This is a genomic window from Psychroserpens algicola (assembly GCF_014526325.1).
In the GTDB taxonomy this organism is placed as follows: Bacteria; Bacteroidota; Bacteroidia; order Flavobacteriales; family Flavobacteriaceae; genus Psychroserpens; species Psychroserpens algicola.
Map to the genome: position 1 here is coordinate 309446 of NZ_JACNMJ010000002.1, position 23414 is coordinate 332859.

Genomic DNA, 23414 nt, shown 5'->3' on the forward strand with positions numbered 1-23414 from the left:
GCTATTGTCCTAAATCATTTAAAGCTCTTGATTTGGCTTTATCAAATTCGTAAAATCTGTCATACCATACATCTATTACAAAAATGCCCATAAATTTATCATTATGCTTTGAATACACTCGTATTTCTGAAGGCTTCACTAATTTATCAAATTGAACCTTATAACGATACACATGTCTTGACACCGAATCGGAATAAAATTCAACAAACTTAAAATCTGACAATTCACCATTTTTTCTTTTGACAGAATCACATTCAATAAGCAAGTTCTTATCCCAGTCGTTTCTCAATGTTCGGTGAATGGTATTCGTTTCGTTAACCACAAACATTTCAGAAGACTCACAAGTTTGATACGATTTCAGAGCAAAAGATTTATTGAGTTCTAAAGTCGACTTATCAAGTTTTGACGTATCTATTTTTTGCAAGACTGGATTGTCTTTTCTTCTATAAAATTTATCTGTCCAATAATCTTTAGTACGTACTCCTGCCAGCTTTCCTTTTTTATCTAAAACAACTCGCATTTCAGTATGCCATTCGGCTAAAGAGCGCTTCATTTTAAACCTGTAAACAGTAAAGTCATTATCTTTAATGGCTTCAATAAGCGTAGCCTCTTCAAGATTACCGTAACGATCTACATACCAGTTACAACTTTCTTTTAACTGGTCATTAGTAAAAAACTTTCTGAAACGAGAAGTCGCATTTCGTGAGCTTAACTTTAGGGTATTAGTAGCATTACAATCAGTAAGGGCTTTAGCTACAAAATCTTTAACCAAAGTTTTAGAAGTTTCAGACATTGAAGACAATTCTATTTTCGGATACTGAGCACTACTATGTTGCCATAGTAACACCAAAACGATTACACTTACATAATTGACAATCTTCATGAATTAACGTCCTCCTCTATTATATCTAACTCCACTTTTAGGTTATCAATGATAAACTCTTGTCGTGATGGCGTGTTTTTTCCCATGTAAAATGACAACAACTCTTCAATAGACATGTCTTTATCCAGCATTACGGGATCTAAACGAATATCGTCGCCAATAAAATGCACAAACTCATCAGGTGAGATTTCACCAAGTCCCTTAAATCGGGTAATCTCAGGCTTTGGTTTTAGCTTCTCTATAGCACTGCGTCGTTCTTCATCAGAATAACAATAAATCGTTTCCTTTTTATTACGAACCCTAAACAAAGGGGTTTGTAAAATATACAAATGCCCTTCTTTAATCACTTCAGGAAAGAATTGTAAAAAGAAGGTAATCAACAGTAACCTGATGTGCATCCCATCAACATCGGCATCTGTAGCAATAACAATATTATTGTAACGCAAATCTTCTAAAGATTCTTCAATATTTAATGCCGCCTGCAACAGATTAAACTCTTCATTTTCATAAACTATCTTTTTACTCAACCCATAACTATTTAAAGGTTTCCCTTTTAAACTGAAAACGGCTTGTGTGTTCACATCTCTGGATTTAGTTATACTACCAGAAGCCGAATCTCCCTCAGTAATAAATAATGTTGTTTCCAGGTTACGCGGATTTTTAGCATCGCCAAAATGCACACGACAATCTCTTAGCTTTTTATTGTGAAGGTTTGCCTTTTTAGCTCTGTCTTTAGCCAGTTTTCTTATTCCTGAAAGCTCCTTACGCTCGCGTTCTGCCTGAAGTATTTTGCGTTGTATCTTTTCTGCTGTATCTGGATTTTTATGCAAATAATTATCCAGATAGCGCTTCATAAAGTCATTGATATAAGTCCTAACTGTTGGTAAGTCTCCACCCATATCGGTAGAACCCAGTTTGGTTTTGGTCTGACTTTCAAAAACAGGTTCCATCACTTTAATAGAAATTGCAGATACAACCGATTTCCGAATATCAGAGGCTTCATAATTTTTTCCGTAGAACTCGCGAAGTGTTTTCACTAAGGCTTCACGAAAAGCCGATAAGTGCGTACCACCTTGTGTTGTATTTTGTCCATTAACAAAACTATGATACTCTTCACTATACTGTGTTTTACTATGTGTTAAAGCAACTTCAATATCATCACCTTTAATATGTATGATATCATAAAGCCGATCGGTTTCATTGATGTTTTCAGATAACAAATCCTTTAAACCATGCTCACTATAATATTTTTCACCATTAAAAACAATTGTCAATCCAGGATTAAGATATACGTAGTTTTTGAGCATTTTTGCAACATACTCATTACGGTATTTATAGTTTTTAAAAATGGTCTCATCTGGAATAAAAGAGACTTTAGTTCCTTTGCGACGAGAAGTATCCTCAAGCATATCTTGATTTGTCAAGTTACCTTGCTCAAATTCTGCAGAAGCCGATTTTCCATCTCTGGTTGATTCTACTCGGAAATAGTTAGACAAGGCATTTACGGCTTTAGTACCAACACCATTTAATCCTACCGATTTTTTAAAAGCTCTGGAATCGTATTTTCCACCAGTATTCATTTTTGAAACCACATCGACAACCTTTCCTAAAGGAATACCGCGACCATAATCTCTAACAATAACTTTATTTCCATGAATAGAAATTTCGATGGTTTTTCCAGCTCCCATCACATACTCATCGATAGAATTATCTAAAACTTCCTTGAGTAGAATATAAATCCCATCGTCTGGTGAAGATCCATCACCTAATTTACCAATATACATTCCTGGTCGCATTCGGATGTGTTCTTTCCAATCAAGCGAGCGTATGTTATCTTCGGTATATTTGGTTTCTTGAGACATATATCAGTGAAAAAAATTAGAATAGAATGCAATATAACATAACGTTATAAAAAATAAAACAGGGACAGCACAAAGTAATTAACAATAAAGTTCCAATTATGTTGAGAACATAGAAGATCTATGAGATATGAGATAATTCTTCTGCTTTTTCCTTTAAAAATGCGTTTCTGGTTTCTAATAGATGTTTCATATAACGCTTTAAAAATAAGATATTGGCTAACTTTCCGAAGATACCATAAGGTGATTGAAAGTAAAATTTATCTCTAATAAGCGTTCCTGAACCTTTGGAAATAAACCGATGTTCATGTTTAAAAGATTTGAACGTACCCGAAACCATTTCATCTGTAAAATAATTTGGACGATCAAACTCTGTGATTTTTGAAGTCAGTTGTTGCGTGATTCCAAAATGTTTGGCTTCCCAAGTTACCCATTCACCCAATTCAATTAAGCCTGCGGTTTTACCTGCGATTGCTTTTTCGTTTGAATGTTCTAAAGATGCCTGATGAAAGTCAATATTTCTCGCTAAATCAAAGCAACTGTAAATATCAGCCTCTACGAACGTTTCAATGTCTATAAGCGGCATTACACATTAAATAAGAAATGCATCACATCACCATCTTTGACAATGTAATTCTTTCCTTCAACACGCATTTTACCAGCTTCTTTCACTTTGGCTTCACTTCCGTACTGTATATAGTCATCATACGCAATGACTTCGGCTCTAATAAATCCTTTTTCAAAATCGGTATGAATAACACCTGCGGCTTGCGGACCAGTAGCACCAACGGTAACTGTCCATGCTCTTACCTCTTTAACACCAGCTGTAAAATAGGTTTGCTGATTTAACAACTTATAGGCCGATCGGATTAATTTAGCCGAACCTGGTTCGTCTAACCCAATATCCTGAAGAAACATTTGACGCTCTTCATAATCATCTAATTCGTTAATATCGGCTTCTGTACCAACTGCCAACACCAAAACTTCGGCATTTTCATCTTTTACAGCCTCACGAACCTGTTCCACATAAGCATTACCTGTCACTGCACTTCCTTCATCCACATTACACACATACATTACAGGTTTTGCAGTAATTAATTGGGCAGGATTTACAAACTCTTCTAGGTCTTCATCACTAAATTCGATAGCTCTTACCGATGTTCCAGCCTCTAATCCGGCTTTCAGTTTTAAGAGTACAGCTTCTTCTTTTTGCGCTTCTTTATTTCCTGTTTTAGCAGCTCGTTTTACTTTATCAAGTTTTTTCTCAACAGTTTCTAAATCTTTTAACTGCAGCTCCATATCGATAGTTTCCTTATCACGAATAGGATCAACACTACCATCAACATGCACAATATTTTCATTATCAAAACAACGCAACACATGAAGAATTGCATCAGTCTCACGAATGTTTCCTAAAAACTGATTCCCTAAACCTTCACCTTTACTTGCACCTTTAACCAATCCTGCTATATCTACTATTTCAACTGTAGCTGGAATAACACGTTCTGGATTTACCAGAGACTCTAGCTTTTGAAGTCTAGGATCTGGTACATTGACCACACCAATATTTGGTTCTATAGTACAAAACGGAAAGTTTGCACTTTGCGCTTTAGCATTAGACAAACAGTTAAATAATGTTGATTTTCCTACGTTTGGTAATCCTACGATTCCTGCTTTCATAAGTTCTGATTTTGCGATTGCAAATGTAATTAAATATCTTATTGTTTTAACAAAAAATCCCAAGCAAAAGCTCAGGATTTTATATATGTTGAGATGAGGATTAAAAATTTAATCGTCTGGATGCATAAAACGTTGTTTCCCAAGAAGTACTTCTTCTGTTTCCACATGATCATCATCAGGAACACAGCAGTCTACAGGACAAACAGCAGCACATTGAGGTTCTTCATGAAAACCTTTACATTCAGTACATTTGTCTGGTACAATATAATAAATCTCGTCACTTATCGGTTCTTGAGCTTCATCAGCATCTACAGCATTTCCGTTTGGCAACACTACACTACCTTCTAAACTTGTACCATCTTTATATCTCCAATCATCAGCACCTTCGTATATCGCTGTGTTTGGGCATTCTGGTTCGCATGCGCCACAGTTAATACATTCGTCTGTTATTATAATTGCCATAGTAATTTTTATTTCTAGTTTGTGTAAATTTGCAGTTGCAAAAATAAAGCCAAAACATCGTATAACCAAACACAATATGGATTTACAACAAAGAATTAACGCATTTGTTAAATTAGGTGAGTTTTTAAGTCAATTCACTAATGAAGGCATTCAAAAGAAGGATGATATTCCACATAATGAATTATTCTTTGACGGTTTTTCCCATCAATTACAATTAGCTCAGGAAGCTAATGGCTGGTTTACAAAAGAAAATGTATGTTTTGCATTACAAGGATGGTCTAACCAACTGAAAGAAAACACTATTAACAAATGGCTTTCAAAGTATCAATTTAACAATGAAAATCTTAAAACAATTGCCATAATAATGGCGGGAAACATCCCTTTAGTAGGTTTTCATGATTTTTTATCTGTACTGATTTCAGGTCAGAAGGTTCTAGTAAAACAATCGTCAAACGACAAACACCTCCTTCCGTTTTTAGCCAAATATATTGAATACGTAGAACCCGAATTTAAAGGACGTATTTCATTTACAGATAAAAAACTTACGGATTTCGATGCTATTATTGCTACTGGTAGTGACAATACTGCACGATATTTTGAATACTATTTTAAAGACACCCCTTCTATTATTAGAAAAAATCGAAATTCGGTTGCCATACTTACAGGAAACGAAACTACAGATGAATTGAAAGCACTTTCCGAAGACATCTTTAGATATTACGGTTTAGGTTGCAGAAATGTCTCTAAATTGTTTGTTCCTAAAGCGTATGATTTTCAGCAGTTTTTTGAAGCAATGTACCATTGGAACCCTATTATTCACCAAAATAAATACGCAAATAACTATGACTACAATAAAGCAGTGTATTTAATGAGTGAATTTGAAATGTTAGAAAATGGCTTTTTAATGATTAAAGAAGATGACAACTTTTCATCTCCCATAGCTACAGTGTTTTATGAATATTATACTTCAACAGAAACCTTATTAGAAACACTCGATGATAAAAAAGACAAAATTCAATGTGTGGTTTCTAACGGAATTTTAGATGAGGAAATTAAATTTGGCCACACACAATTACCAAATTTATGGGATTATGCGGATAACGTTGATACTATTACGTTTTCGTTGAAAATCTGTTAATAATTTATCAAATTCATAACACATTTTTTTACAGAATTTACCACCTTTGTGGAGATTGAAATCTCAACTAGTTTTCGTAAACTCTCAAGCCAAATTTGAGATAAGAAGAACTATATAAATAATCGAACAGATGAAAAGACATAATTTTAGTGCAGGACCTTGTGTTTTGCCAGGAAGCGTTCTTCAAAAAGCTTCTGAAGCCGTGATTAATTTTGACAACGGATTATCACTATTAGAAATCTCCCACAGAAGCAAACCTTTTGTAGATATCATGGAAAACGCCAGAGCCCTTGCACTTGAACTTCTTGGTTTAGAAGGCAAAGGCTATAAAGCACTATTCCTTCAAGGAGGTGCAAGCACACAGTTTTTAATGGTAGCACTTAATATGCTTGAAAAGCGTGCTGGTTACTTAAACACAGGAACCTGGAGTGATAAGGCTATTAAAGAAGCAAGAATCTATGATGACATATACGAAGTAGCGTCTTCAAAAGATGCTAATTATAATTACATCCCTAAAGGATATGATATTCCTAGTGACTACGATTATTTTCACTGCACATCAAATAACACCATTTTTGGTACACAGATGAAAGAATTTCCTAACGCTCCAATTCCAATGGTTTGCGATATGAGTAGCGATATTTTTTCTCGTCAACTGGATTTTTCAAAATTTGATATTATTTATGCAGGTGCTCAAAAAAATATGGGACCAGCAGGTACGACGCTTGTAGTCATTAAAGAAGATGTCTTAGGGAAAGTGTCTCGCAAAATTCCATCAATGATGGATTACAAAGTGCATATCAGTAAAAGCAGCATGTTCAACACGCCACCTGTATTTGCTGTTTACACCTCTATGTTAACGTTAGAATGGCTAAAAGGTTTAGGAGGTATTTCTGCTATAGAAAAAGAAAACGAAAAGAAAGCGCAATTGATTTATTCTGAAATAGATTTAAATCCGTTGTTTAAAGGATTTGCTACTAAAGCCGATCGTTCTACAATGAATGCAACTTTTACACTTGCAAACGAAGATTTAAAAGAAACCTTTGAAACGATGGTAAAAGAAGCCGGTATTAATGGTTTAAATGGTCATAGAAGTGTTGGTGGTTACAGAGCATCAATGTATAACGCTTTAACACTAGAAAGTGTTGGTGTTTTAGTAGACGTTATGAGTGAATTAGAAAGAAAAGCATAAATATAAATTACATGAAAGTATTAGCAAATGACGGTGTATCTCAAAGCGGAATAGATGCATTAGAAAAAGCAGGTTTTGAAGTTTTAACCACAACAGTAGCTCAAGAGCAATTAGAAAACTACATCAACGAGAATGAAATTTCTGTGTTATTAGTTAGAAGTGCTACAACAGTTAGAAAAGATATAATTGACAACTGTCCTAGTTTAAAAATTATCGGACGTGGTGGTGTTGGTATGGATAATATCGATGTAGACTACGCACGTAGTAAAGGGCTACACGTTATTAATACTCCGGCCGCTTCATCACATTCGGTTGCCGAGTTGGTATTTGGGCATTTTTATGGTCTGGCTCGTTTTTTACATAACTCTAACCGAGATATGCCTTTAGAAGGTGATGCTAACTTCAAAGGTTTGAAAAAGGCTTATGCAAAAGGAACAGAATTAAAAGGAAAAACTTTAGGTGTTTTAGGTTTTGGTCGTATTGGTCAAGCTACAGCCAAAGTTGCTATTGGAGCAGGTATGAAAGTTGTTGCCTTTGATCCTTTTTTAGAAAAAGCCGACTTAGAGTTGAGTTTCTTTGATGGACAAAAAGTTAATTTTGAAATCAAAACAATTTCTAAAGAAGAGGTCTTAAAACAAGCTGATTTTTTAACTCTTCATGTTCCGGCGCAAAAAGATTATGTAATTGATGAAGCTGAATTCAAACAAATGAAAGACGGTGTTATCATTGCTAATGCAGCACGTGGTGGTGTAGTAAATGAAGTAGCACTTGTTAAAGCTATTGAAAGCGGTAAAGTTTCTAGAGCGGCATTAGATGTGTTTGAAAAAGAACCTAAACCTGAAATTCAATTATTAATGAATTCTGCATTATCTTTAACTCCTCATACTGGAGCTGCAACAAATGAAGCTCAAGATAGAATTGGTACTGAATTAGCTGAACAAATTATTAGCATATTAAAATAATTTATCACTTAACATGTGACCTTATATAAAAAAATGAGTCCTAATTATGTTAGGACTTTTTTTTGTACATTGAAAGTCCAATTATATTAACCTTATTTAAATTAAATTATGTCAGGAATTTTAGACTTATTAAACAGTGACCTTGGTAAAACAATTATTAGTGGAGTCTCTGGATCTACAGGAACAGATCAAAACAAAACCAGTAGTGTTTTAACAATGGCTTTACCAGTATTAATGAAAGCAATGGAACGAAATGCTTCAACACCTCAAGGTGCAGAAGGATTAATGGGAGCCCTTAGCAGTAAACACGACGGAAGCATCTTAGACAATTTAGGTGGTTTATTTGGCGGAGGCGTTGATGAAGAGGTGAAACAAGATGGTAGTAAAATTCTTGGACATGTATTAGGTAGCAAGCAACAAGGCGTTGAAAAAATTCTTGGAGAAAAATCTGGATTAGATGCAGGTTCTGTTGGAAACATTCTTAAAGTGGCTGCTCCTATACTTATGGGTGTTTTAGGAAAGCAAGCCAGACAAAACAATGTGAGTTCTTCTAATGATTTAGGTGGCTTACTTGGTGGTTTACTTGGTGGTAGCGAAGCAAAACAAGAGCAAAGTTTCTTAGAAAAAATATTAGATGCAGATGGTGACGGAAGTGTTATTGATGATGTTGCTGGTATGGTATTAGGAAATGCTAATAAAAAAGGTGGACTTGGTGGTTTACTAGGTGGTCTTTTTGGCGGGAAATAAATAATTCCTTAAAATAAAACAAAAGCCAAACAGATAAGTTTGGCTTTTTTTATACACCAAAATGACGTTTACTCAATGAAAAACAGCGTTTACTCATTATAGGTTTTTGCTATTACTAGTGATCTCTATTTTTGAGATATATTAAAACATAAAACTGAACCTAAAATGATTTTCGTAACTTTAAAATAAAAACGCCATGAAACATTCTTTATATATAATAGTCCTCTCTTTTTTTCTTAGCGGTTGTGGCGCATCACAATCTGCTGTAAGCGATAATAGTCAATCTTCTGTTCCTGAAGAAGACATCGTTAGAATTGCAAATGATGATATCGAATATGAAATTATAATTATAGAACCTGGATTTAATTCGTGGTTAATCTCTATGGCAAGGCCAGAAGGTTACTACTCGCAATCCTATATGGAATCTAGAAATCAAATCTACGTTCAAGCTTGGAACTCTAGAGTATTACAAGTTAATAGGTTTGATCCCAACTTATACGGAATGCAAATCGATTACAACCCAAATATAGATTATGGCTATGAAGTAAATTACAAATTATATAACTATTTCATTTACTTTCAATTAACCTATAATCAAAAACTTTCTACGTTTATTCCTAGAATTTAAATTATCTTTGCACAGCAAAATTATGCTATGCTAAAGAACTTTAAATCCAATTGGGATATACATCAAAATTGGCAGCTTCTCTTTCCTTTTTTAGGCATCATTGGTTTATTATACAGTGCTTATAAATTGGCCTTGTTATTCACTAAAGCCTATGCGTTATATATAACTATAGTATTAGCTGTAATAATTTTTATTTTCCTGCTGAAACTTACCTTGTTTATTTTTAAAAAACTAGAACACAAATGGATAGTAAATCACCGATGGGAAATGATTCGCATCTTTATCGTATTTGCTGTTACTGGATCGTCTTCAATGTTTGTTGGGCGTCCTATTATGAAACTCATAGGAATTACTAAAGAAAACTTAAACCCTATACTTTATTGGGTTTTATTTATTATTATTGGGCTCGTTTTCTACCAAATATTATTAGTAGCATTTGGATGGCTTTTCGGACAATTTAAATTCTTTTGGGAATTTGAAAAAAAAATGCTCCGACGATTTGGCTTAGGAAAGTTTATTGATTAATGGAAAAAAAAGAATATCATATCTCATTTCGTATCGCTACTCTACTGATAGCGTTTATAATGGTATTGCCTTCTGTGGTTAAGTTATCTCATGCCATAACCCATGATCATCAACACGAAGTGTGTATTGAAAAAAACCAAACGCATTTCCACAAAGTAGATTTTGACTGCGAGTTTTATAAATTTAAAATCAATCAAAATTTATTTTTTGAGTTTACCAATTATAATATTGAAAGTAGTTCGTATACAAATACTTCTGAAACTGCTTATTATACGTACTTAAAAAGTCATAAACAACTCACCTCTTTTCTTCGAGGTCCACCGCATCTAATGTAAATACTCATACCCTTTTTTCATTTACATTAAATAACTTTTGATGAAATATTATTTCATGAGTTTGATGTTATTCGTTTTTGGATTACATCATGCTCAAAACTGTAATTTTACCCTTTTAGGAGAAGTTAAAGATTTCCATGATGGTACACCGATTACAGCAGCTAACATTTATATTAAACAATTAGACAAGTACATTATTTCAGACTTCGACGGAAAGTTTAAGATTGAAGACTTGTGTAAAGGTGAGATAACTTTAGTGATATCGCATATTGGTTGTGAAACGAAAACAACGACTATCGATATTTCTGGTGATGCTTTTAAATCTATTGCTTTAGAGCATCATATCGAAGAATTAAATGAGGTTGCTGTTAAAGGAAGTGCTTATAGAAATACAACTAAAACTGCTCAGGAAACCGTATTAAAAACAAGTACTATTGAACAGTATAGTCATCTTAGTTTAGGTGATGCTCTAAAAGAGGTTTCAGGTGTGTCGTCAATAAACACCGGAAATAGCATAGTAAAACCAATGATTAACGGATTGCATAGTAGTAGACTGTTAATTCTTAATAATGATGTACGTTTACAAGATCAAGAATGGGGCATCGAACACGCACCAAACATTGATATTAATAGTGCAAATCAGATTTCTGTCATTAAAGGATCTGGTGCTTTGGCTTATGGTGGTGATGCCATTGGTGGCGTAGTTGTAATTAAGCCCAGTAGGATTATTAGAAAAGATAGCCTTTACGGTAAGACAATAATTGGCGGACAAACTAACGGAAGAGGTTACAACCTAACTTCTTCATTGCATAAGAGTTATAAATCTGGTTGGTTTGCTAATGTTCAAGGTAGTTTAAAACAAAATGGTGATTTTAAGGCTCCAGACTATAATTTAACCAATACTGGATTGCAATCTCAAAGCATTTCAGTTCAGTCAGGAAAGAACAATTTCGAATCTGGTTTTGAACTATTCTACAGTTATATCCATAGTGAAATAGCAATTTTAAGCGCTTCACATATTGGTAATGTAAATGATTTAATAAATGCAATAAATTCTAAAGAGCCTACTATTATAAGGGACTTTAGTTATGATATCGATAATCCCAAACAAGAGATAACCCATCATCTGCTTAAAGGGAAATATTTTAAACGATTTAAGAATTTTGGTAAACTAAGTTTACAATATGATTATCAAAACAACAGACGTTTAGAATTTGATATTAGACGTGGTGAACTTAATAATGAAGCTGCTTTAGATTTAACATTGCAAACACATACTTTACTTGCTGATGTTAATCTGGATGCAAATTTGAATCACAAAGTGAATTTTGGAATTTTAACACGTTATCAAGACAATTACGCTCCAAATACTGGAGTTAGACGTTTAATACCAAACTACGAAAAATATGATTTTGGTACATATATAACGTCTGAATTACAACTTAACGATAACCTTCTAATCGACGGAGGATTACGATATGATTTTAATCGCGTTGACGCTCTAAAATTCTATCGGGTCTCACGTTGGACAGAGCGTGGTTATGATGAGGATTTTGCACATTTTGTAGTTCCTCCTGAAGACGGTCAGGATTTCGGATCTGATTTACTTGCAAATCCTATATTCAATTTTCACAATATATCGGCATCTATTGGTTCTAGATATGACTTCAACGATAAGAATTATATTTTAGTCAATTTAAGTTTATCAAGCAGACCACCAAATCCAGCTGAATTATTTAGCGATGGATTACATCATTCAGCAGCACGCATAGAATTAGGTGACTTAAGATTGAATCCAGAAATAGCACATAGAATATCAACAACTTATGGTTATGAAAACACGAATTTCAACCTTACAGCCGAACTGTTCTACAATGCTATAAACGATTACATGTATTTGAGACCTACTGGTGTGCTCCAAAGTAACAGAGGTGCTTTCCCTGTTTGGGAATATGAACAAACCAATGCCCAATTATTTGGTACTGATATTACTTTAAGCTATGATTTTGCTAATCGATTTAATTGGCATAATAAATCATCATTTATTAAAGGGTATGATGACGATAGCCAACCTTTAATTGATATGCCATCATTCAATACTGTTAATACTATAAAATATAGTAACAATGAATGGCATAATTTTTCAGCCAGTATACAATCCGAATGGGTTTTTGAGCAAAATGAATTCCCAGATTTCAATTTTGAACTAGAGAATCCAAGTACTGGAGAGATAGCGCTTTTAGATATTAGCACTCCTCCACCAGGATATCATTTATTTCACTTTCAAAGTGAAGCTACTTTTGCTTTGAGCAACAAAACAAATTTAAATATTGCTCTAGGCATCAATAACATATTTGATACATCCTACAGAAATTACCTAAACCGACTGAGATATTTTGCAGATGATTTAGGAAGAAACTTAACCTTACAATTAAAATTAAATTATTAATTATGAACTCAAATAATAAAAATATTAAAACTATGAAAATCAACTATTTAAACTCAAACATTATGAAGACAAGTAAATTTATATTAAGTACAATATTATGTTTAAGCGTTCTGGTGTCATGTTCAAGTGATGACGATGCACCAAGTCAACCCAACGAAGAAGAGGTAATCACAGATGTGACGTTATCGTTTACTAATGATGCTGATGCTAACGATGTGGTTGTACTACTAAGTGTAGATGAAGACGGCGAAGACGGACCTTTAAATCCCGTTCAAACCATAACTGGTCATTTTACTGCTGGTGCAACATATACTGCCACAATAAGTTTATTTAATTCTATAGAAAATGAGGATATTACTATCGAAGTTACAGATGTAGAACCAGACGAGCACTTCTTTATTTATACCGTAAACGGATTAGATATGAACTTTACGCGATCTACAAATGACGTTGAAAGAGCTGATGGTAATAAATTAGGTTTTGAAACTTCTTGGGTCGCAAATACTGCAAGTACTGGAACTATTAGAGTACAACTATTTCACGAATCTGAATCTGTAGATGATAGCAATGAATTTGGAACACAATCTGGAGGTTCTTCAGATGTTGATGTTACATTTACAGGTGTAAGTATCCAATAATTTTAGAATAACTTAGATATAAAAAACGCTCAAATTATTTTGAGCGTTTTTTTTTAATTAAGATCTACTACAGTATCTTCAGGTTTCTTTTCCGAAGAAAAAACATGCGTATAAAACCACATAATTGTAAATGAAGGAATAAAATCTGTACCAGGAATGATTTCTTCTATAAAGGAAAAAATACCTGCTAATCTACCTGTATTTCCTTTATATAATTTTGTCATCAAGTACCCTGAAAGCGGTGCCCATAACAAATCAATAAATGGAATCATCCCAATAGCATCAAATAAGATACTTAGTATTAACTTTTTATTTTTTGAAAGATTTTCTAATGTCATATATATTGTAATTTACTTATTATAAAGCAAATAACATTCCAAAATTTAAACTATGACAATTTTTCACTTATGAGTTTTAAAAACTCGGTTCTGGTTTCCATTTTTTCAAAAGCACCTCTAAATCCGGATGTTGTCGTTGTGGAGTTTTGTTTTTGAACACCTCGCATCATCATACACATGTGTGAGGCTTCAATAACGACTGCAACACCTTCGGGTTTTAATGTGTCATTAATACAATCGAGTATCTGCTCAGTTAAACGTTCCTGAACTTGTAATCGTCTCGAAAATACATCTACTATTCGAGGTATTTTACTCAATCCAACTATGTGACCATTAGGAATATAAGCGATATGTGCTTTTCCAAAAAAAGGCAAAATATGATGCTCACATAACGAATACAATTCAATATCCTTAACAATCACCATTTCATTATAAGACTCTTTAAACATGGCGCTTTTTAAAATTTCAGCAGCATCCTGGTTATAACCCTGAGTTAAAAACTGCATGGCTTTTGAAGCGCGCTCTGGCGTTTTTAACAAACCGTCTCGAGTCGTATCTTCTCCCAGATCTTTTATGATTTGTTCATACCGCTGCTTAACATCGTCGGTAACCTTTATATTATACTCTTCAAATTTTTGATATGGCATGTGTTGTAGGAATTATTTTGCTTAAAAATAATAAAAATATGACGACTTCATTTCAAAGTATCTTACCAAAACATTAACAATATAGGTTTCTTTTTAACGTTTAATTATGAAAATTGACCAAGTTCCGTGGGTAGATTTGTGTACCTAACTGTAACAAACTAATTTTTTTAGTGTCATTATTACAATCGAACACTAATCATCAATCAAATAATTATGAACTTTCGTTTCGTATTTATCGCTTTATTTACATTAAGCTATTGTGCTTATGCGCAAGACTCAGACACTACACAAGAAGAAGTTATTGAAAAAAAACAACTTCAAATATCCAGAACCACAACTGCACCAAAAATTGACGGTATATTAAATGACCTCGTTTGGGAAAACGCAGATATCGCTACAGATTTTATTCAATTTCGACCTGATATGGGTAAAGCTGCTACAGAAGACATCAAAACTGTTGTAAAAATGGCTTATGATGACTCAGGTATTTATGTCGCAGCTTATATGTATGATGATCCTAAGCTAATTTCCAAACAATTTACAAGTCGAGATAATTTTGGACAATCCGATTTTTTTCTAGTCGTTTTAAACCCTAATAACGATGCACAAAATGATACAGAGTTTTTTGTATTTACCTCCGGAACACAAGCCGATGCAGTTGCTAACCCGAGTAATGGTGAAGATTTTGGGTGGAATGCTGTTTGGGATAGCGCAGTTCAAATCAATGATGATGGCTGGGCTGTAGAAATGAAAATACCGTATCGTGCTTTACGTTTTTCAACAGATGTTGAAACATGGGGATTACAGTTTCACAGACGATTTAGACGAAACAATGAACAGTACACCTGGAACCCTTTAGATGTCACTAAAGGTAATATTGGTTTATATCATGGTGAATTAAATGGAATCAAAGATATAGAGCCTCCTGTAAGGCTTAACCTATATCCTTTTGCTTCGACAGTTTTTGACAATATGGACAAACCCAATTTTAATATTGGAATGGATGTTAAATATGGAATCACTGAAAACATTACTCTAGACGCCACATTGATTCCAGATTTCAGTCAGGCTGGCTTTGATAACTTAAGTCTAAACCTTGGTCCTTTTGAACAGACATTCAGCGATCAGCGACAATTCTTTACTGAAGGCGTCGACCTTTTTAATAAAGGGAATTTGTTTTTCTCACGACGTGTTGGTGGTCATCCTTCAAGAAGACCTAATTTAGCCGATAACGAACAAGTTACCAATGACATTAAGGAAGTTAAAGTCTTAAACGCCGTAAAAGTATCAGGACGTACTAAAAAAGGATTAGGTGTAGGTTTTTTTAACGCCATTACCGAAAAAACAGATGCCAGAATTTTAAATACTGAGACAGGTGAAACAAGAACCGAAACTGTAGAACCGTTTACAAACTATAATATTTTTGTTTTGGATCAACAGTTTAATGGCAATTCGTCAATAGCAGTTGTTAATACAAATGTAACCAGAGAAGGACATTTTAGAGATGCTAATGTCACCGCATTGGTTGCTAATGTTTTTAATAAACGAAACACCTATAATATTCGAGGTGATGTCAAAATGAGCAACCGAAACCTCGCAGATGGAATTGAAACCGGATTAAGCTCTTTTATTTATGTACGTAAAGCGCACGGAAAATTTAGATATAGTTTTGATCATAGTTTTTCTAACGAAAATTTTAACATTAATGACCTTGGGTTAAACAATACTAATAACTTTAATAATTTTGGTGTAGACGCCTGGTATCAAATCTTTGAACCTACAAAAAAGTTAAATAATTTCTACGTTGGTGCGTGGTACAACTACAGGAGACTATTTAGTCCTAGTAAATTTTCTGGTCAGAATGCAGGTGTTAGTCTCAACGGAAAAACAAAAAAGGAACTCATGGATTTTGGTGGAAACATCAATTATCAAATGGGCAAACAGTATGATTTTTTTGAACCTCGAGATTTTGAAAACAAACGCTTTTTTATTTATGAAAATCGAGTAAACGGAAACGTTTGGATTTCTAGTAATTATAACAAGCCTCTCGCAATTGATGCCAATATTGGTGGCGCTACTTTATTTGAAAAAGAAAGAGATTATAAGGTTTTATGGTTTAGCGTTGGTCCTAGAATACAGTTTAGCGATAAGTTTTTAGTCTCCTACTCTTTCAGTTATGAAAATGAATGGAAAGACAGAGGCTACGCAAACAATTCAAACAGTATTGATAATCAAATTATATTTGGTCAGCGTGATCAGCTAACCATAGTGAACAGAATCTCTGGCGGCTACAATTTTGACCCTTTTAATTCTATAAACCTAACGTTTAGAAATTATTGGACAACAGTAAATTATGAAGACAACCCTTACTTTTTACAAGACAATGGTCGACTGATTCAATCTCCAAACACCTTTTCGCAACTTGGTTTAGAGTCTTCAGATATTAACTTTAGCACATGGAATGTTGATTTAAGTTATTCGTGGCAGTTTGCTCCTGGAAGCTTTTTAACAGCGCTTTACAGAAATCAATTATTCAATTCTAATGCGCTCGCAGATGAGAACTTTTTTGATAGCCTCAACAACTTATTAGATCAGGATATGCAACATATTTTATCTATTCGTTTACAATACTTTATCGATTATGGAGGCATAAAAAGCATCTTTAAAAAGAAAAACCAATCGGTAGACAAAGTGAGTAAGTTGTCGCAACTTATGAATCCTAACATGACGATTCTTTAATTACCATTATTCATTTTAAAGTAGTATTTTCGAAATTCATTTCATGTTATGATAAAAGCTAAGAACATCCATAAATACTATGGTGATTTACATGTATTAAAAGGTGTAGATCTCGATATTAAAAAAAGTGAAGTCGTTTCTATTGTTGGTGCTTCTGGTGCTGGTAAAACCACATTACTTCAAATACTTGGCACCTTAGATCAAATAGAAAACAAATCTTCAAGTCAGCTAGAAATTAATGATGTATCTATTCCGCAATTGGGAGATAAAGCCTTAGCTAAATTCAGAAATGAGCATATAGGGTTTATATTTCAGTTTCATCAGTTATTACCTGAGTTTACAGCTTTAGAAAATGTGTGTATTCCTGCTTATATCTTCGGAAAGTCGCAAGTACAAGCCGAAGCAAGAGCAAAAGAATTGCTGGACTTTTTAGGCTTATCTCATCGCTACAATCATAAACCTAATGAACTATCAGGCGGAGAGCAACAACGCGTCGCTGTAGCCAGAGCACTTGTAAATAATCCTGATTTAATTTTTGCCGATGAGCCTTCTGGAAATTTAGACAGTGCATCTGCCGAAAACCTCCACAATTTATTTTTCAGGCTACGTGACGAATTTGGTCAAACCTTTGTTATCGTTACACATAATGAAGACCTAGCTGATATGGCAGATCGTAAACTCACCATGGTTGACGGCAAAATTGTTGACTAATTAATAACCACAACACGCAACCTTTTTGTGTTTTTCTTATCTAAATAGAAATACCTTTTCTTGAAACATATTTACCGTATTATTATCAGTGTTCTTTTACTACAGTCTTGTGCAACCCTGTACAATTCTGAAACTACTAAAGTTAAAATATTTGTGCCAGAAAACACCTCCTTAGTTTTTGATAATGACACATTGAGCTTAGAAAAAAATTACTTAACGGTTTTTCCGAAACGCTCAAAAGACGATTTAAAATTCAGTCTTTTTAACAGCGAAACTGAATCTGATTTTAGTTTTAAAAGTAGAAAATCAACCTATTACTATCTTAATATACTTACTAATTATGGTATCGGAATGCTTATCGATGCCAATAGCAATAAGCGATTTACTTATAAAAATGTCATACATTTTGAATTAGATACTACCACTCAAAACTTTGTTGTTTCTAATTCTAAAATTAGTCCGTTTCGTCAACATGATGTTTTTATGTACACCTCACCGCTGAGGGCTATTGATATCACTTCAGACCCAATGCTCACACTTGGTGTTGAGTATTTTATATTAGATGATTTTAGTGTCAGCTTAGAATACGGAACGATTTTCACACAACGTTTTAGAGTTAATCCTACTAATGAATTGGTTGAAAACAAAGGACATTCTCAACGCTTAGAAATAAAATATTACAATGGTTTTAATCTCACTCAAAATCCGAGGATAAACGAATATTTAGGACTAGAAGCGCGATTTATAAGTCATCAATTTACAGATGATATACAATACCTCATAACCGATGAAGATATCAGCTATACGCGAACAGAAGATTTTATTGTTCAAAAAGCTGTTTCAGTTTTTAATTTAAAATATGGCTTTAATTTTCCTGTTGGAAAACGCCTGTATTTTGATGTTTATAGCGGTTTTGGATTACGATTAAAAGACATTAAAAATCCAAATATCTTTTTTGATAGAAACTTACATAGCTATCTAGATATTGGACATCATGATTATTTTGGCAAAAGCAATCTAGAGGCTTATCAAAAAAATTCCAACTTTAATGTGTCACTCGGATTTAAATTTGGAATTAAACTTTAAGACCCAAAGCTTACTCCACTAAAATTGAGCTCTTTGCTTTAATTTCAACATCCTTCCTGAACATAACATCGAAATAATCGGCATGACCTTTTTCTCCTTTAACTTCCAGTTTAGCACGAGCTGTTTCTAATCCGTTTTCATCTAAAATATTAATATAAAGAATCTTATTAAAATCATTTTCAAAACTGATAGATAACGTTAGTAAGTTATTGTTTCCGCCTGCAGGATTATCCTTAATGGTATATTTTAGTGGTTTAAGCCCTTTTTTTAATAACTCTTGTGATAACTGAACTTTAGACACCAGATTCTTGTTATTATCTTCAGAAATAGCTTCAACAAATTCGGTTTCCGATTTCTCAACAACTTCAGCACTAATGGCGTCTTGCGTTTTATCTTTCGAACGTTGACAAGCACTTAATATACATACCATAAGAACGACAATTAACAATTTATACTTCATAAGCTAATATTGATGTTACCCTCAAAAATAATAGTTTCATTGTAATTAGAATGAAAGAACACTAACTTTGTTTTCCATTTTAAAACTACCTTTTGAACCAAAAAGACCTGAAAGAGTTTCTCGATGCCAAAGTAGAACAATACAATCATCCTCGATTTATTGAAAGTGACCCTATTCAAATTCCGCATCAATTTTCAAAAAAAGAAGATATTGAAATTGCCGGATTTTTAACAGCAACCATTGCCTGGGGAAATCGAAAAAGTATTATTACTAAAGCGCATAAAATGATGCAACTCCTCGATCAAGCTCCTTATGATTTTATCATGAATCACAATGCCAACGACCTCGATAAGTTTCATGGCTTTGTACATCGAACTTTTAATAGTGACGATTTTATTCAGTTTGTCAAGAGTTTAAAGCACTTATACGCCAATCATAACGGACTTGAAGCAGTGTTTTTAAAACATGCAAAAAAAGACACACTTCAGCATGCGATACATGAGTTTAAACATTATTTTTTTGAAATAGAACATTTAGAACGCTCCAAAAAGCATGTGAGCGATCCGTTAAAAAACTCGGCAGCTAAGCGTATCAATATGTTTTTACGCTGGATGGTAAGGCAAGATCAAAATGGTGTTGATTTTGGTATCTGGAAAAGCATCTCTCCTGCACTTCTCTCTTGTCCTTTAGATGTACACTCTGGAAATGTTGCCAGAAAATTAAAGCTTCTTAAACGCAAACAAAATGATGGTAAAGCTTTAATCGAACTAGATACAGCGCTTCGAAAACTGGATGCTAAAGACCCAGTAAAATATGATTTTGCTCTATTTGGTTTAGGTGTTTTTGAAGGGTTTTAAAGTCCTAGCACAGACACAATATAACTGTGTTAAGTTTACTTATGTAACCAAGCATTTCGCAACTTAACTTGTGCCTCTGTAGCATTTTTGTTTATGGTTAAGGCCTTAACCGTTGTAAACGCTTTAGTAAGCTTGGTTTTAATATCCATAGTTTTTCCGTTACGCTCAATAACAACTTCAATATCATCGCCTGGCTCCCAGTTATACATATGTTGTATCATAGTATTAGCATTCTCTGGAATTATCTTAATTCGGTTGACAGATAACAAAACATCATTAGCCAAAACGCCTTGCTCCACCCAAAAACTATTTCCTTTTACAGCATCATTAAAAAATACTGTTCTATTGTCTTTATCAGCTTCTAAAATCACACCTTCACCAGATTCCATATACAAACACTCAACCTGTAAATCTGCTTTATGAACACCTACTTTATCAAAAAATGTATTATAATCTATTGGTGTTCCACCAACGACGTGTGTTTTTAAAAATACTCCAACCGAAGGATAGGTCATAGCAGTAATTTCTTCAATTAAGGTATCATCTTCAAACGGTTTTTCTATGCCATATGTATGAGATAACTCTTTCATTAATGATAACATACTTCGATTACCATGACTTTCTTCTCGCAATAAAATATCTAAACACATGCCTATAAGTGCTCCTTTTTGATACACATTAGCATAATTTGCAGCATAAGGCTGACTTATAATTTTTTCGCTCATTTCAGTAAAACTCATAGTATCATCATAATACTTAGCGTAATTGATTTCTTTTTCAATGGTTGTTAAGTAGGTCTGTATATCTACTAAACCTTCATAAACCTGAAAATGTTGAGCAAAATATTCGGTCACACCTTCATACATCCATAAGTGTTTTGAAAAGCTTGGATCGTTATAATCAAAATAATGCACATCTTCAGAATGCACAGTAAGTGGTGTTACAATATGAAAAAACTCATGAGCCACAACATCGATGACAGATGCTGCCAATTCTTCTTTATTATATCGCTCTCTCAACACAACTACAGTTGATGTATGATGCTCTAGTGCTCCAAAGCCTCTTGGTGCATCAGCACTTTCATCAGACAAATACAAATAGATATCATAACGCGAAGTACTATCAATATCACCTAAATACGATTTTTGAGCTTTCATCATTTTATACACCGTTTCTTTCAAACTAGTGGCTGTATGTACTTTATTTGGTGAATAAACACTTAAAACAATCTTTATGTCACCTACCATAAATTCTTCTACATCTAATTCGCCATACATCATAGGATTGTCTGTAATGTCAAAATAGCGTGGCGCATAATATGATGTCGTTTTTTGTGTGCCATCAACACTAATTGTACTACTTGTTTCTTGAAGTGCAGATGTACGCTCAAAGTGAGTAGGCGCAGTAACATTTAAAGTATATTGAGCGTCTTTTAGCGAGTCAAAGTACCCAATAAATCCATGTAGGTTTAAAACATAATTATCAGCTTCAATATTTGTGCCTCCTGGAGAAAACGGAATTTCATTACCAGAAAAACGACCTGATTTTTCCTGATCATACGTATCATTAACCCAGTATTTAATCTCATCAAGCTGAGTCGCATTAGCTATAGTCCATGAATTTACATCTTGCTTAATTGTTGCCATTTCATTGCCATTATAATCATAGGCTTTAAAATCCTCAATAAACTTTCCGAAATCACTAACCTCATAAAACCCCTGAATAACCTTTGGCATTCTGTATACCACAGTGTCTTGTGTAAATCGCCCAGGATTAATCATTACTGGCGCTTTATCGTTTACTACTTCTGATAAATTAATAGCTGTTGAAATAGGAATTGCCGTTGCCAAATCATTTTGAACAACTTTAGACGAACCGCATGCTATTAGCAAAACTCCAAGAACGAAAATTAAAAAAATACGAGTCATTAGTAATTATAAAGGGATTAACATCTTAGTTTTTGTCGCACAAAACTACAATCTGTTATAACTTATATAGCTAAGGTTTTGTTAAAAGGTTATTTTTATGCCATGAATCAAGACACCATAAGTATTCTAATTCCGTTTAAGAACACAGAGCACTATCTAGAAGAGTGCCTAGACTCTGTGATAGCACAAGAGCATCAAAACTGGGAACTGCTTATCGTTGACGATCATTCTACCGATAATAGCTATACACTTGTTAGCGCTTACGCGGAAAAAGATAAACGTGTCAAACTCTTTAAAAATAAGGGTAATGGTATCATTGAAGCCTTACGTTTAGCCTTTTCTGAAAGTTCCGGAACTTATATAACTCGAATGGACAGCGATGATATAATGCATCCTCAAAAACTTGGTACTATGCTCAAGAACTTGAAATCACATGGTAGGCAAACTGTCGCTCTCGGACTAGTAAAATACTTTAGCGCAGATGGTATCGGAGAAGGTTATGCAAAGTATGAAGCCTGGCTCAATACCTTAACTCGTGAAGGTAAAAATTACTCAGAAATCTACAAAGAGTGTGTGATCCCTTCACCTTGCTGGATGCTTCATCGTGATGATTTATTAGCCTGTAATGCCTTTACTCCCAATCGGTATCCTGAAGATTATGATTTGACATTTCGGTTTTATAAACATAACATCAAATGCATCCCATCTCAAAAGTGCTTGCATTATTGGAGAGATTATAGTACCAGAGCTTCAAGAACCGATAAACACTATACTGAAAATCATTTTTTAGAACTTAAAGTGGACTATTTTTTAGAACTGGATTATAATGCATCTCGGCCACTAATACTTTGGGGCGCTGGTCAAAAAGGAAAAAGAGTAGCCAAACTTTTAAAGCAAAAACAAGTTCCTTTTATATGGGTTTGTGATAACCCAAAAAAAATAGGAAAACATATTTATGATGAACAGCTTTTTGGTTTCGAGCATTTAAAAACCTTAAGCAATCCACAAACCATTGTAACAGTAGCTAATAACGAATCGCAATTGGAAATAAAAACATATCTAAAAAATCAAGGAATGAGCGCTATGCAAGATTATTTTTTCTTTTGTTAAAATTCTCAAAAGCAAAAGCAACTAATCGCATATCATTTTC

Annotated in this window: 23 protein-coding genes; 14 read left to right on the forward strand and 9 right to left on the reverse strand. The window is 33.8% G+C overall.

Translation table 11 applies throughout. The features are described 5' to 3' along the window. Position 1: 1 nt before the first annotated feature. The 5 genes from H7350_RS07235 to H7350_RS07255 all read right to left on the reverse strand — a co-directional run bounded on the left by H7350_RS07235 (position 2) and on the right by H7350_RS07255 (position 4884). Complete coding sequence (locus tag H7350_RS07235) at positions 2 to 883, reverse strand: hypothetical protein (protein WP_204345230.1); 882 nt, start codon at positions 881 to 883, stop codon at positions 2 to 4. Further along, positions 880 to 2745, reverse strand: a complete 1866-nt coding sequence (locus H7350_RS07240; RefSeq protein WP_204345231.1) for a DNA topoisomerase IV subunit B — start codon at positions 2743 to 2745, stop codon at positions 880 to 882. Before H7350_RS07240 ends, H7350_RS07235 begins: the two co-directional genes overlap by 4 nt. Positions 2746 to 2863: 118 nt before the next feature. After that, a complete protein-coding gene (locus H7350_RS07245; protein ID WP_204345232.1) occupies positions 2864 to 3328 on the reverse strand; it encodes an SRPBCC family protein in 465 nt (154 codons plus the stop codon). Next, positions 3328 to 4422 carry a redox-regulated ATPase YchF gene (gene ychF, locus H7350_RS07250; protein WP_204345233.1) on the reverse strand — a complete coding sequence of 365 codons (1095 nt, stop codon included), beginning with the start codon at positions 4420 to 4422 and terminating at the stop codon, positions 3328 to 3330. Before ychF ends, H7350_RS07245 begins: the two co-directional genes overlap by 1 nt. Positions 4423 to 4530: 108 nt before the next feature. Beyond that, positions 4531 to 4884 carry a 4Fe-4S dicluster domain-containing protein gene (locus tag H7350_RS07255; RefSeq protein WP_204345234.1) on the reverse strand — a complete coding sequence of 118 codons (354 nt, stop codon included), beginning with the start codon at positions 4882 to 4884 and terminating at the stop codon, positions 4531 to 4533. 76 nt (positions 4885 to 4960) lie between these two features. Here H7350_RS07255 and H7350_RS07260 point away from each other — a divergent pair, with 76 nt between their 5' ends. The 9 genes from H7350_RS07260 to H7350_RS07300 all read left to right on the forward strand — a co-directional run bounded on the left by H7350_RS07260 (position 4961) and on the right by H7350_RS07300 (position 13498). Next, positions 4961 to 6022, forward strand: coding sequence for an acyl-CoA reductase (locus H7350_RS07260; RefSeq protein WP_204345235.1), 1062 nt, complete (start codon positions 4961 to 4963; stop codon positions 6020 to 6022). A 130-nt stretch (positions 6023 to 6152) separates the two neighbouring features. Further along, complete coding sequence (gene serC / locus H7350_RS07265; RefSeq protein ID WP_204345236.1) at positions 6153 to 7214, forward strand: 3-phosphoserine/phosphohydroxythreonine transaminase; 1062 nt, start codon at positions 6153 to 6155, stop codon at positions 7212 to 7214. An 11-nt stretch (positions 7215 to 7225) separates the two neighbouring features. Next, complete coding sequence (locus H7350_RS07270; RefSeq protein WP_204345237.1) at positions 7226 to 8176, forward strand: D-2-hydroxyacid dehydrogenase; 951 nt, start codon at positions 7226 to 7228, stop codon at positions 8174 to 8176. A 108-nt stretch (positions 8177 to 8284) separates the two neighbouring features. Next, positions 8285 to 8923, forward strand: a complete 639-nt coding sequence (locus H7350_RS07275) for a DUF937 domain-containing protein (RefSeq protein ID WP_204345238.1) — start codon at positions 8285 to 8287, stop codon at positions 8921 to 8923. A gap of 196 nt (positions 8924 to 9119) precedes the next feature. After that, a complete protein-coding gene (locus tag H7350_RS07280) occupies positions 9120 to 9551 on the forward strand; it encodes a DUF6146 family protein (RefSeq protein ID WP_204345239.1) in 432 nt (143 codons plus the stop codon). A gap of 27 nt (positions 9552 to 9578) precedes the next feature. Next, positions 9579 to 10076: a DUF6787 family protein gene (locus H7350_RS07285; protein ID WP_204345240.1), complete on the forward strand. Its 498-nt coding sequence runs from the start codon at positions 9579 to 9581 to the stop codon at positions 10074 to 10076. Beyond that, positions 10076 to 10411, forward strand: a complete 336-nt coding sequence (locus H7350_RS07290; protein WP_204345241.1) for a hypothetical protein — start codon at positions 10076 to 10078, stop codon at positions 10409 to 10411. The genes H7350_RS07285 and H7350_RS07290 overlap by 1 nt, the downstream gene beginning before the upstream one ends. A gap of 40 nt (positions 10412 to 10451) precedes the next feature. Continuing rightward, on the forward strand, positions 10452 to 12860 hold the full coding sequence (locus H7350_RS07295; protein WP_204345242.1) for a TonB-dependent receptor: 2409 nt from the start codon (positions 10452 to 10454) through the stop codon (positions 12858 to 12860). A gap of 62 nt (positions 12861 to 12922) precedes the next feature. After that, on the forward strand, positions 12923 to 13498 hold the full coding sequence (locus H7350_RS07300; protein ID WP_204345243.1) for a type 1 periplasmic binding fold superfamily protein: 576 nt from the start codon (positions 12923 to 12925) through the stop codon (positions 13496 to 13498). Positions 13499 to 13551: 53 nt separating this feature from the next. Here H7350_RS07300 and H7350_RS07305 read toward each other — a convergent pair whose 3' ends face one another. Next, entirely contained in the window at positions 13552 to 13836 is a 285-nt protein-coding gene (locus H7350_RS07305; protein WP_204345244.1) for a hypothetical protein, read from the reverse strand. Positions 13837 to 13886: 50 nt separating this feature from the next. Next, on the reverse strand, positions 13887 to 14483 hold the full coding sequence (folE, locus tag H7350_RS07310) for a GTP cyclohydrolase I FolE (RefSeq protein WP_204345245.1): 597 nt from the start codon (positions 14481 to 14483) through the stop codon (positions 13887 to 13889). A 213-nt stretch (positions 14484 to 14696) separates the two neighbouring features. On the opposite strand from folE, the gene H7350_RS07315 reads away from it, so the two are divergent. Genes H7350_RS07315 through H7350_RS07325 form a run of 3 tightly spaced genes read left to right on the forward strand, consistent with a single transcriptional unit; the run spans position 14697 to position 19019 of the window. Next, the gene (locus H7350_RS07315) at positions 14697 to 17222 is read left to right on the forward strand and encodes a DUF5916 domain-containing protein (RefSeq protein WP_204345246.1); all 2526 of its coding nucleotides are present in this window, start codon (positions 14697 to 14699) and stop codon (positions 17220 to 17222) included. A 48-nt stretch (positions 17223 to 17270) separates the two neighbouring features. Continuing rightward, complete coding sequence (locus tag H7350_RS07320) at positions 17271 to 17933, forward strand: ABC transporter ATP-binding protein (RefSeq protein ID WP_204345247.1); 663 nt, start codon at positions 17271 to 17273, stop codon at positions 17931 to 17933. A gap of 60 nt (positions 17934 to 17993) precedes the next feature. Next, positions 17994 to 19019, forward strand: coding sequence for a hypothetical protein (locus H7350_RS07325; RefSeq protein WP_204345248.1), 1026 nt, complete (start codon positions 17994 to 17996; stop codon positions 19017 to 19019). Positions 19020 to 19029: 10 nt separating this feature from the next. Here H7350_RS07325 and H7350_RS07330 read toward each other — a convergent pair whose 3' ends face one another. Continuing rightward, positions 19030 to 19479 carry a hypothetical protein gene (locus H7350_RS07330; RefSeq protein ID WP_204345249.1) on the reverse strand — a complete coding sequence of 150 codons (450 nt, stop codon included), beginning with the start codon at positions 19477 to 19479 and terminating at the stop codon, positions 19030 to 19032. Between the two features lie 92 nt (positions 19480 to 19571). On the opposite strand from H7350_RS07330, the gene H7350_RS07335 reads away from it, so the two are divergent. Next, positions 19572 to 20336 carry a TIGR02757 family protein gene (locus H7350_RS07335; RefSeq protein WP_204345250.1) on the forward strand — a complete coding sequence of 255 codons (765 nt, stop codon included), beginning with the start codon at positions 19572 to 19574 and terminating at the stop codon, positions 20334 to 20336. Between the two features lie 35 nt (positions 20337 to 20371). Here H7350_RS07335 and H7350_RS07340 read toward each other — a convergent pair whose 3' ends face one another. Beyond that, positions 20372 to 22264, reverse strand: a complete 1893-nt coding sequence (locus tag H7350_RS07340; RefSeq protein WP_204345251.1) for a M61 family metallopeptidase — start codon at positions 22262 to 22264, stop codon at positions 20372 to 20374. 102 nt (positions 22265 to 22366) lie between these two features. Here H7350_RS07340 and H7350_RS07345 point away from each other — a divergent pair, with 102 nt between their 5' ends. Then, entirely contained in the window at positions 22367 to 23374 is a 1008-nt protein-coding gene (locus H7350_RS07345) for a glycosyltransferase family 2 protein (RefSeq protein ID WP_204345252.1), read from the forward strand. Positions 23375 to 23414: the final 40 nt, after the last annotated feature.

Coding starts and splice junctions, on each gene's coding strand:
- H7350_RS07235 (WP_204345230.1), bottom strand. CDS start 883: ATGAAGATTGTCAATTATGTAAGTGTAATCGTTTTGGTGTTACTATGG.
- H7350_RS07240 (WP_204345231.1), bottom strand. CDS start 2,745: ATGTCTCAAGAAACCAAATATACCGAAGATAACATACGCTCGCTTGAT.
- H7350_RS07245 (WP_204345232.1), bottom strand. CDS start 3,328: ATGCCGCTTATAGACATTGAAACGTTCGTAGAGGCTGATATTTACAGT.
- ychF (WP_204345233.1), bottom strand. CDS start 4,422: ATGAAAGCAGGAATCGTAGGATTACCAAACGTAGGAAAATCAACATTA.
- H7350_RS07255 (WP_204345234.1), bottom strand. CDS start 4,884: ATGGCAATTATAATAACAGACGAATGTATTAACTGTGGCGCATGCGAA.
- H7350_RS07260 (WP_204345235.1), top strand. CDS start 4,961: ATGGATTTACAACAAAGAATTAACGCATTTGTTAAATTAGGTGAGTTT.
- serC (WP_204345236.1), top strand. CDS start 6,153: ATGAAAAGACATAATTTTAGTGCAGGACCTTGTGTTTTGCCAGGAAGC.
- H7350_RS07270 (WP_204345237.1), top strand. CDS start 7,226: ATGAAAGTATTAGCAAATGACGGTGTATCTCAAAGCGGAATAGATGCA.
- H7350_RS07275 (WP_204345238.1), top strand. CDS start 8,285: ATGTCAGGAATTTTAGACTTATTAAACAGTGACCTTGGTAAAACAATT.
- H7350_RS07280 (WP_204345239.1), top strand. CDS start 9,120: ATGAAACATTCTTTATATATAATAGTCCTCTCTTTTTTTCTTAGCGGT.
- H7350_RS07285 (WP_204345240.1), top strand. CDS start 9,579: ATGCTAAAGAACTTTAAATCCAATTGGGATATACATCAAAATTGGCAG.
- H7350_RS07290 (WP_204345241.1), top strand. CDS start 10,076: ATGGAAAAAAAAGAATATCATATCTCATTTCGTATCGCTACTCTACTG.
- H7350_RS07295 (WP_204345242.1), top strand. CDS start 10,452: ATGAAATATTATTTCATGAGTTTGATGTTATTCGTTTTTGGATTACAT.
- H7350_RS07300 (WP_204345243.1), top strand. CDS start 12,923: ATGAAGACAAGTAAATTTATATTAAGTACAATATTATGTTTAAGCGTT.
- H7350_RS07305 (WP_204345244.1), bottom strand. CDS start 13,836: ATGACATTAGAAAATCTTTCAAAAAATAAAAAGTTAATACTAAGTATC.
- folE (WP_204345245.1), bottom strand. CDS start 14,483: ATGCCATATCAAAAATTTGAAGAGTATAATATAAAGGTTACCGACGAT.
- H7350_RS07315 (WP_204345246.1), top strand. CDS start 14,697: ATGAACTTTCGTTTCGTATTTATCGCTTTATTTACATTAAGCTATTGT.
- H7350_RS07320 (WP_204345247.1), top strand. CDS start 17,271: ATGATAAAAGCTAAGAACATCCATAAATACTATGGTGATTTACATGTA.
- H7350_RS07330 (WP_204345249.1), bottom strand. CDS start 19,479: ATGAAGTATAAATTGTTAATTGTCGTTCTTATGGTATGTATATTAAGT.
- H7350_RS07340 (WP_204345251.1), bottom strand. CDS start 22,264: ATGACTCGTATTTTTTTAATTTTCGTTCTTGGAGTTTTGCTAATAGCA.
- H7350_RS07345 (WP_204345252.1), top strand. CDS start 22,367: ATGAATCAAGACACCATAAGTATTCTAATTCCGTTTAAGAACACAGAG.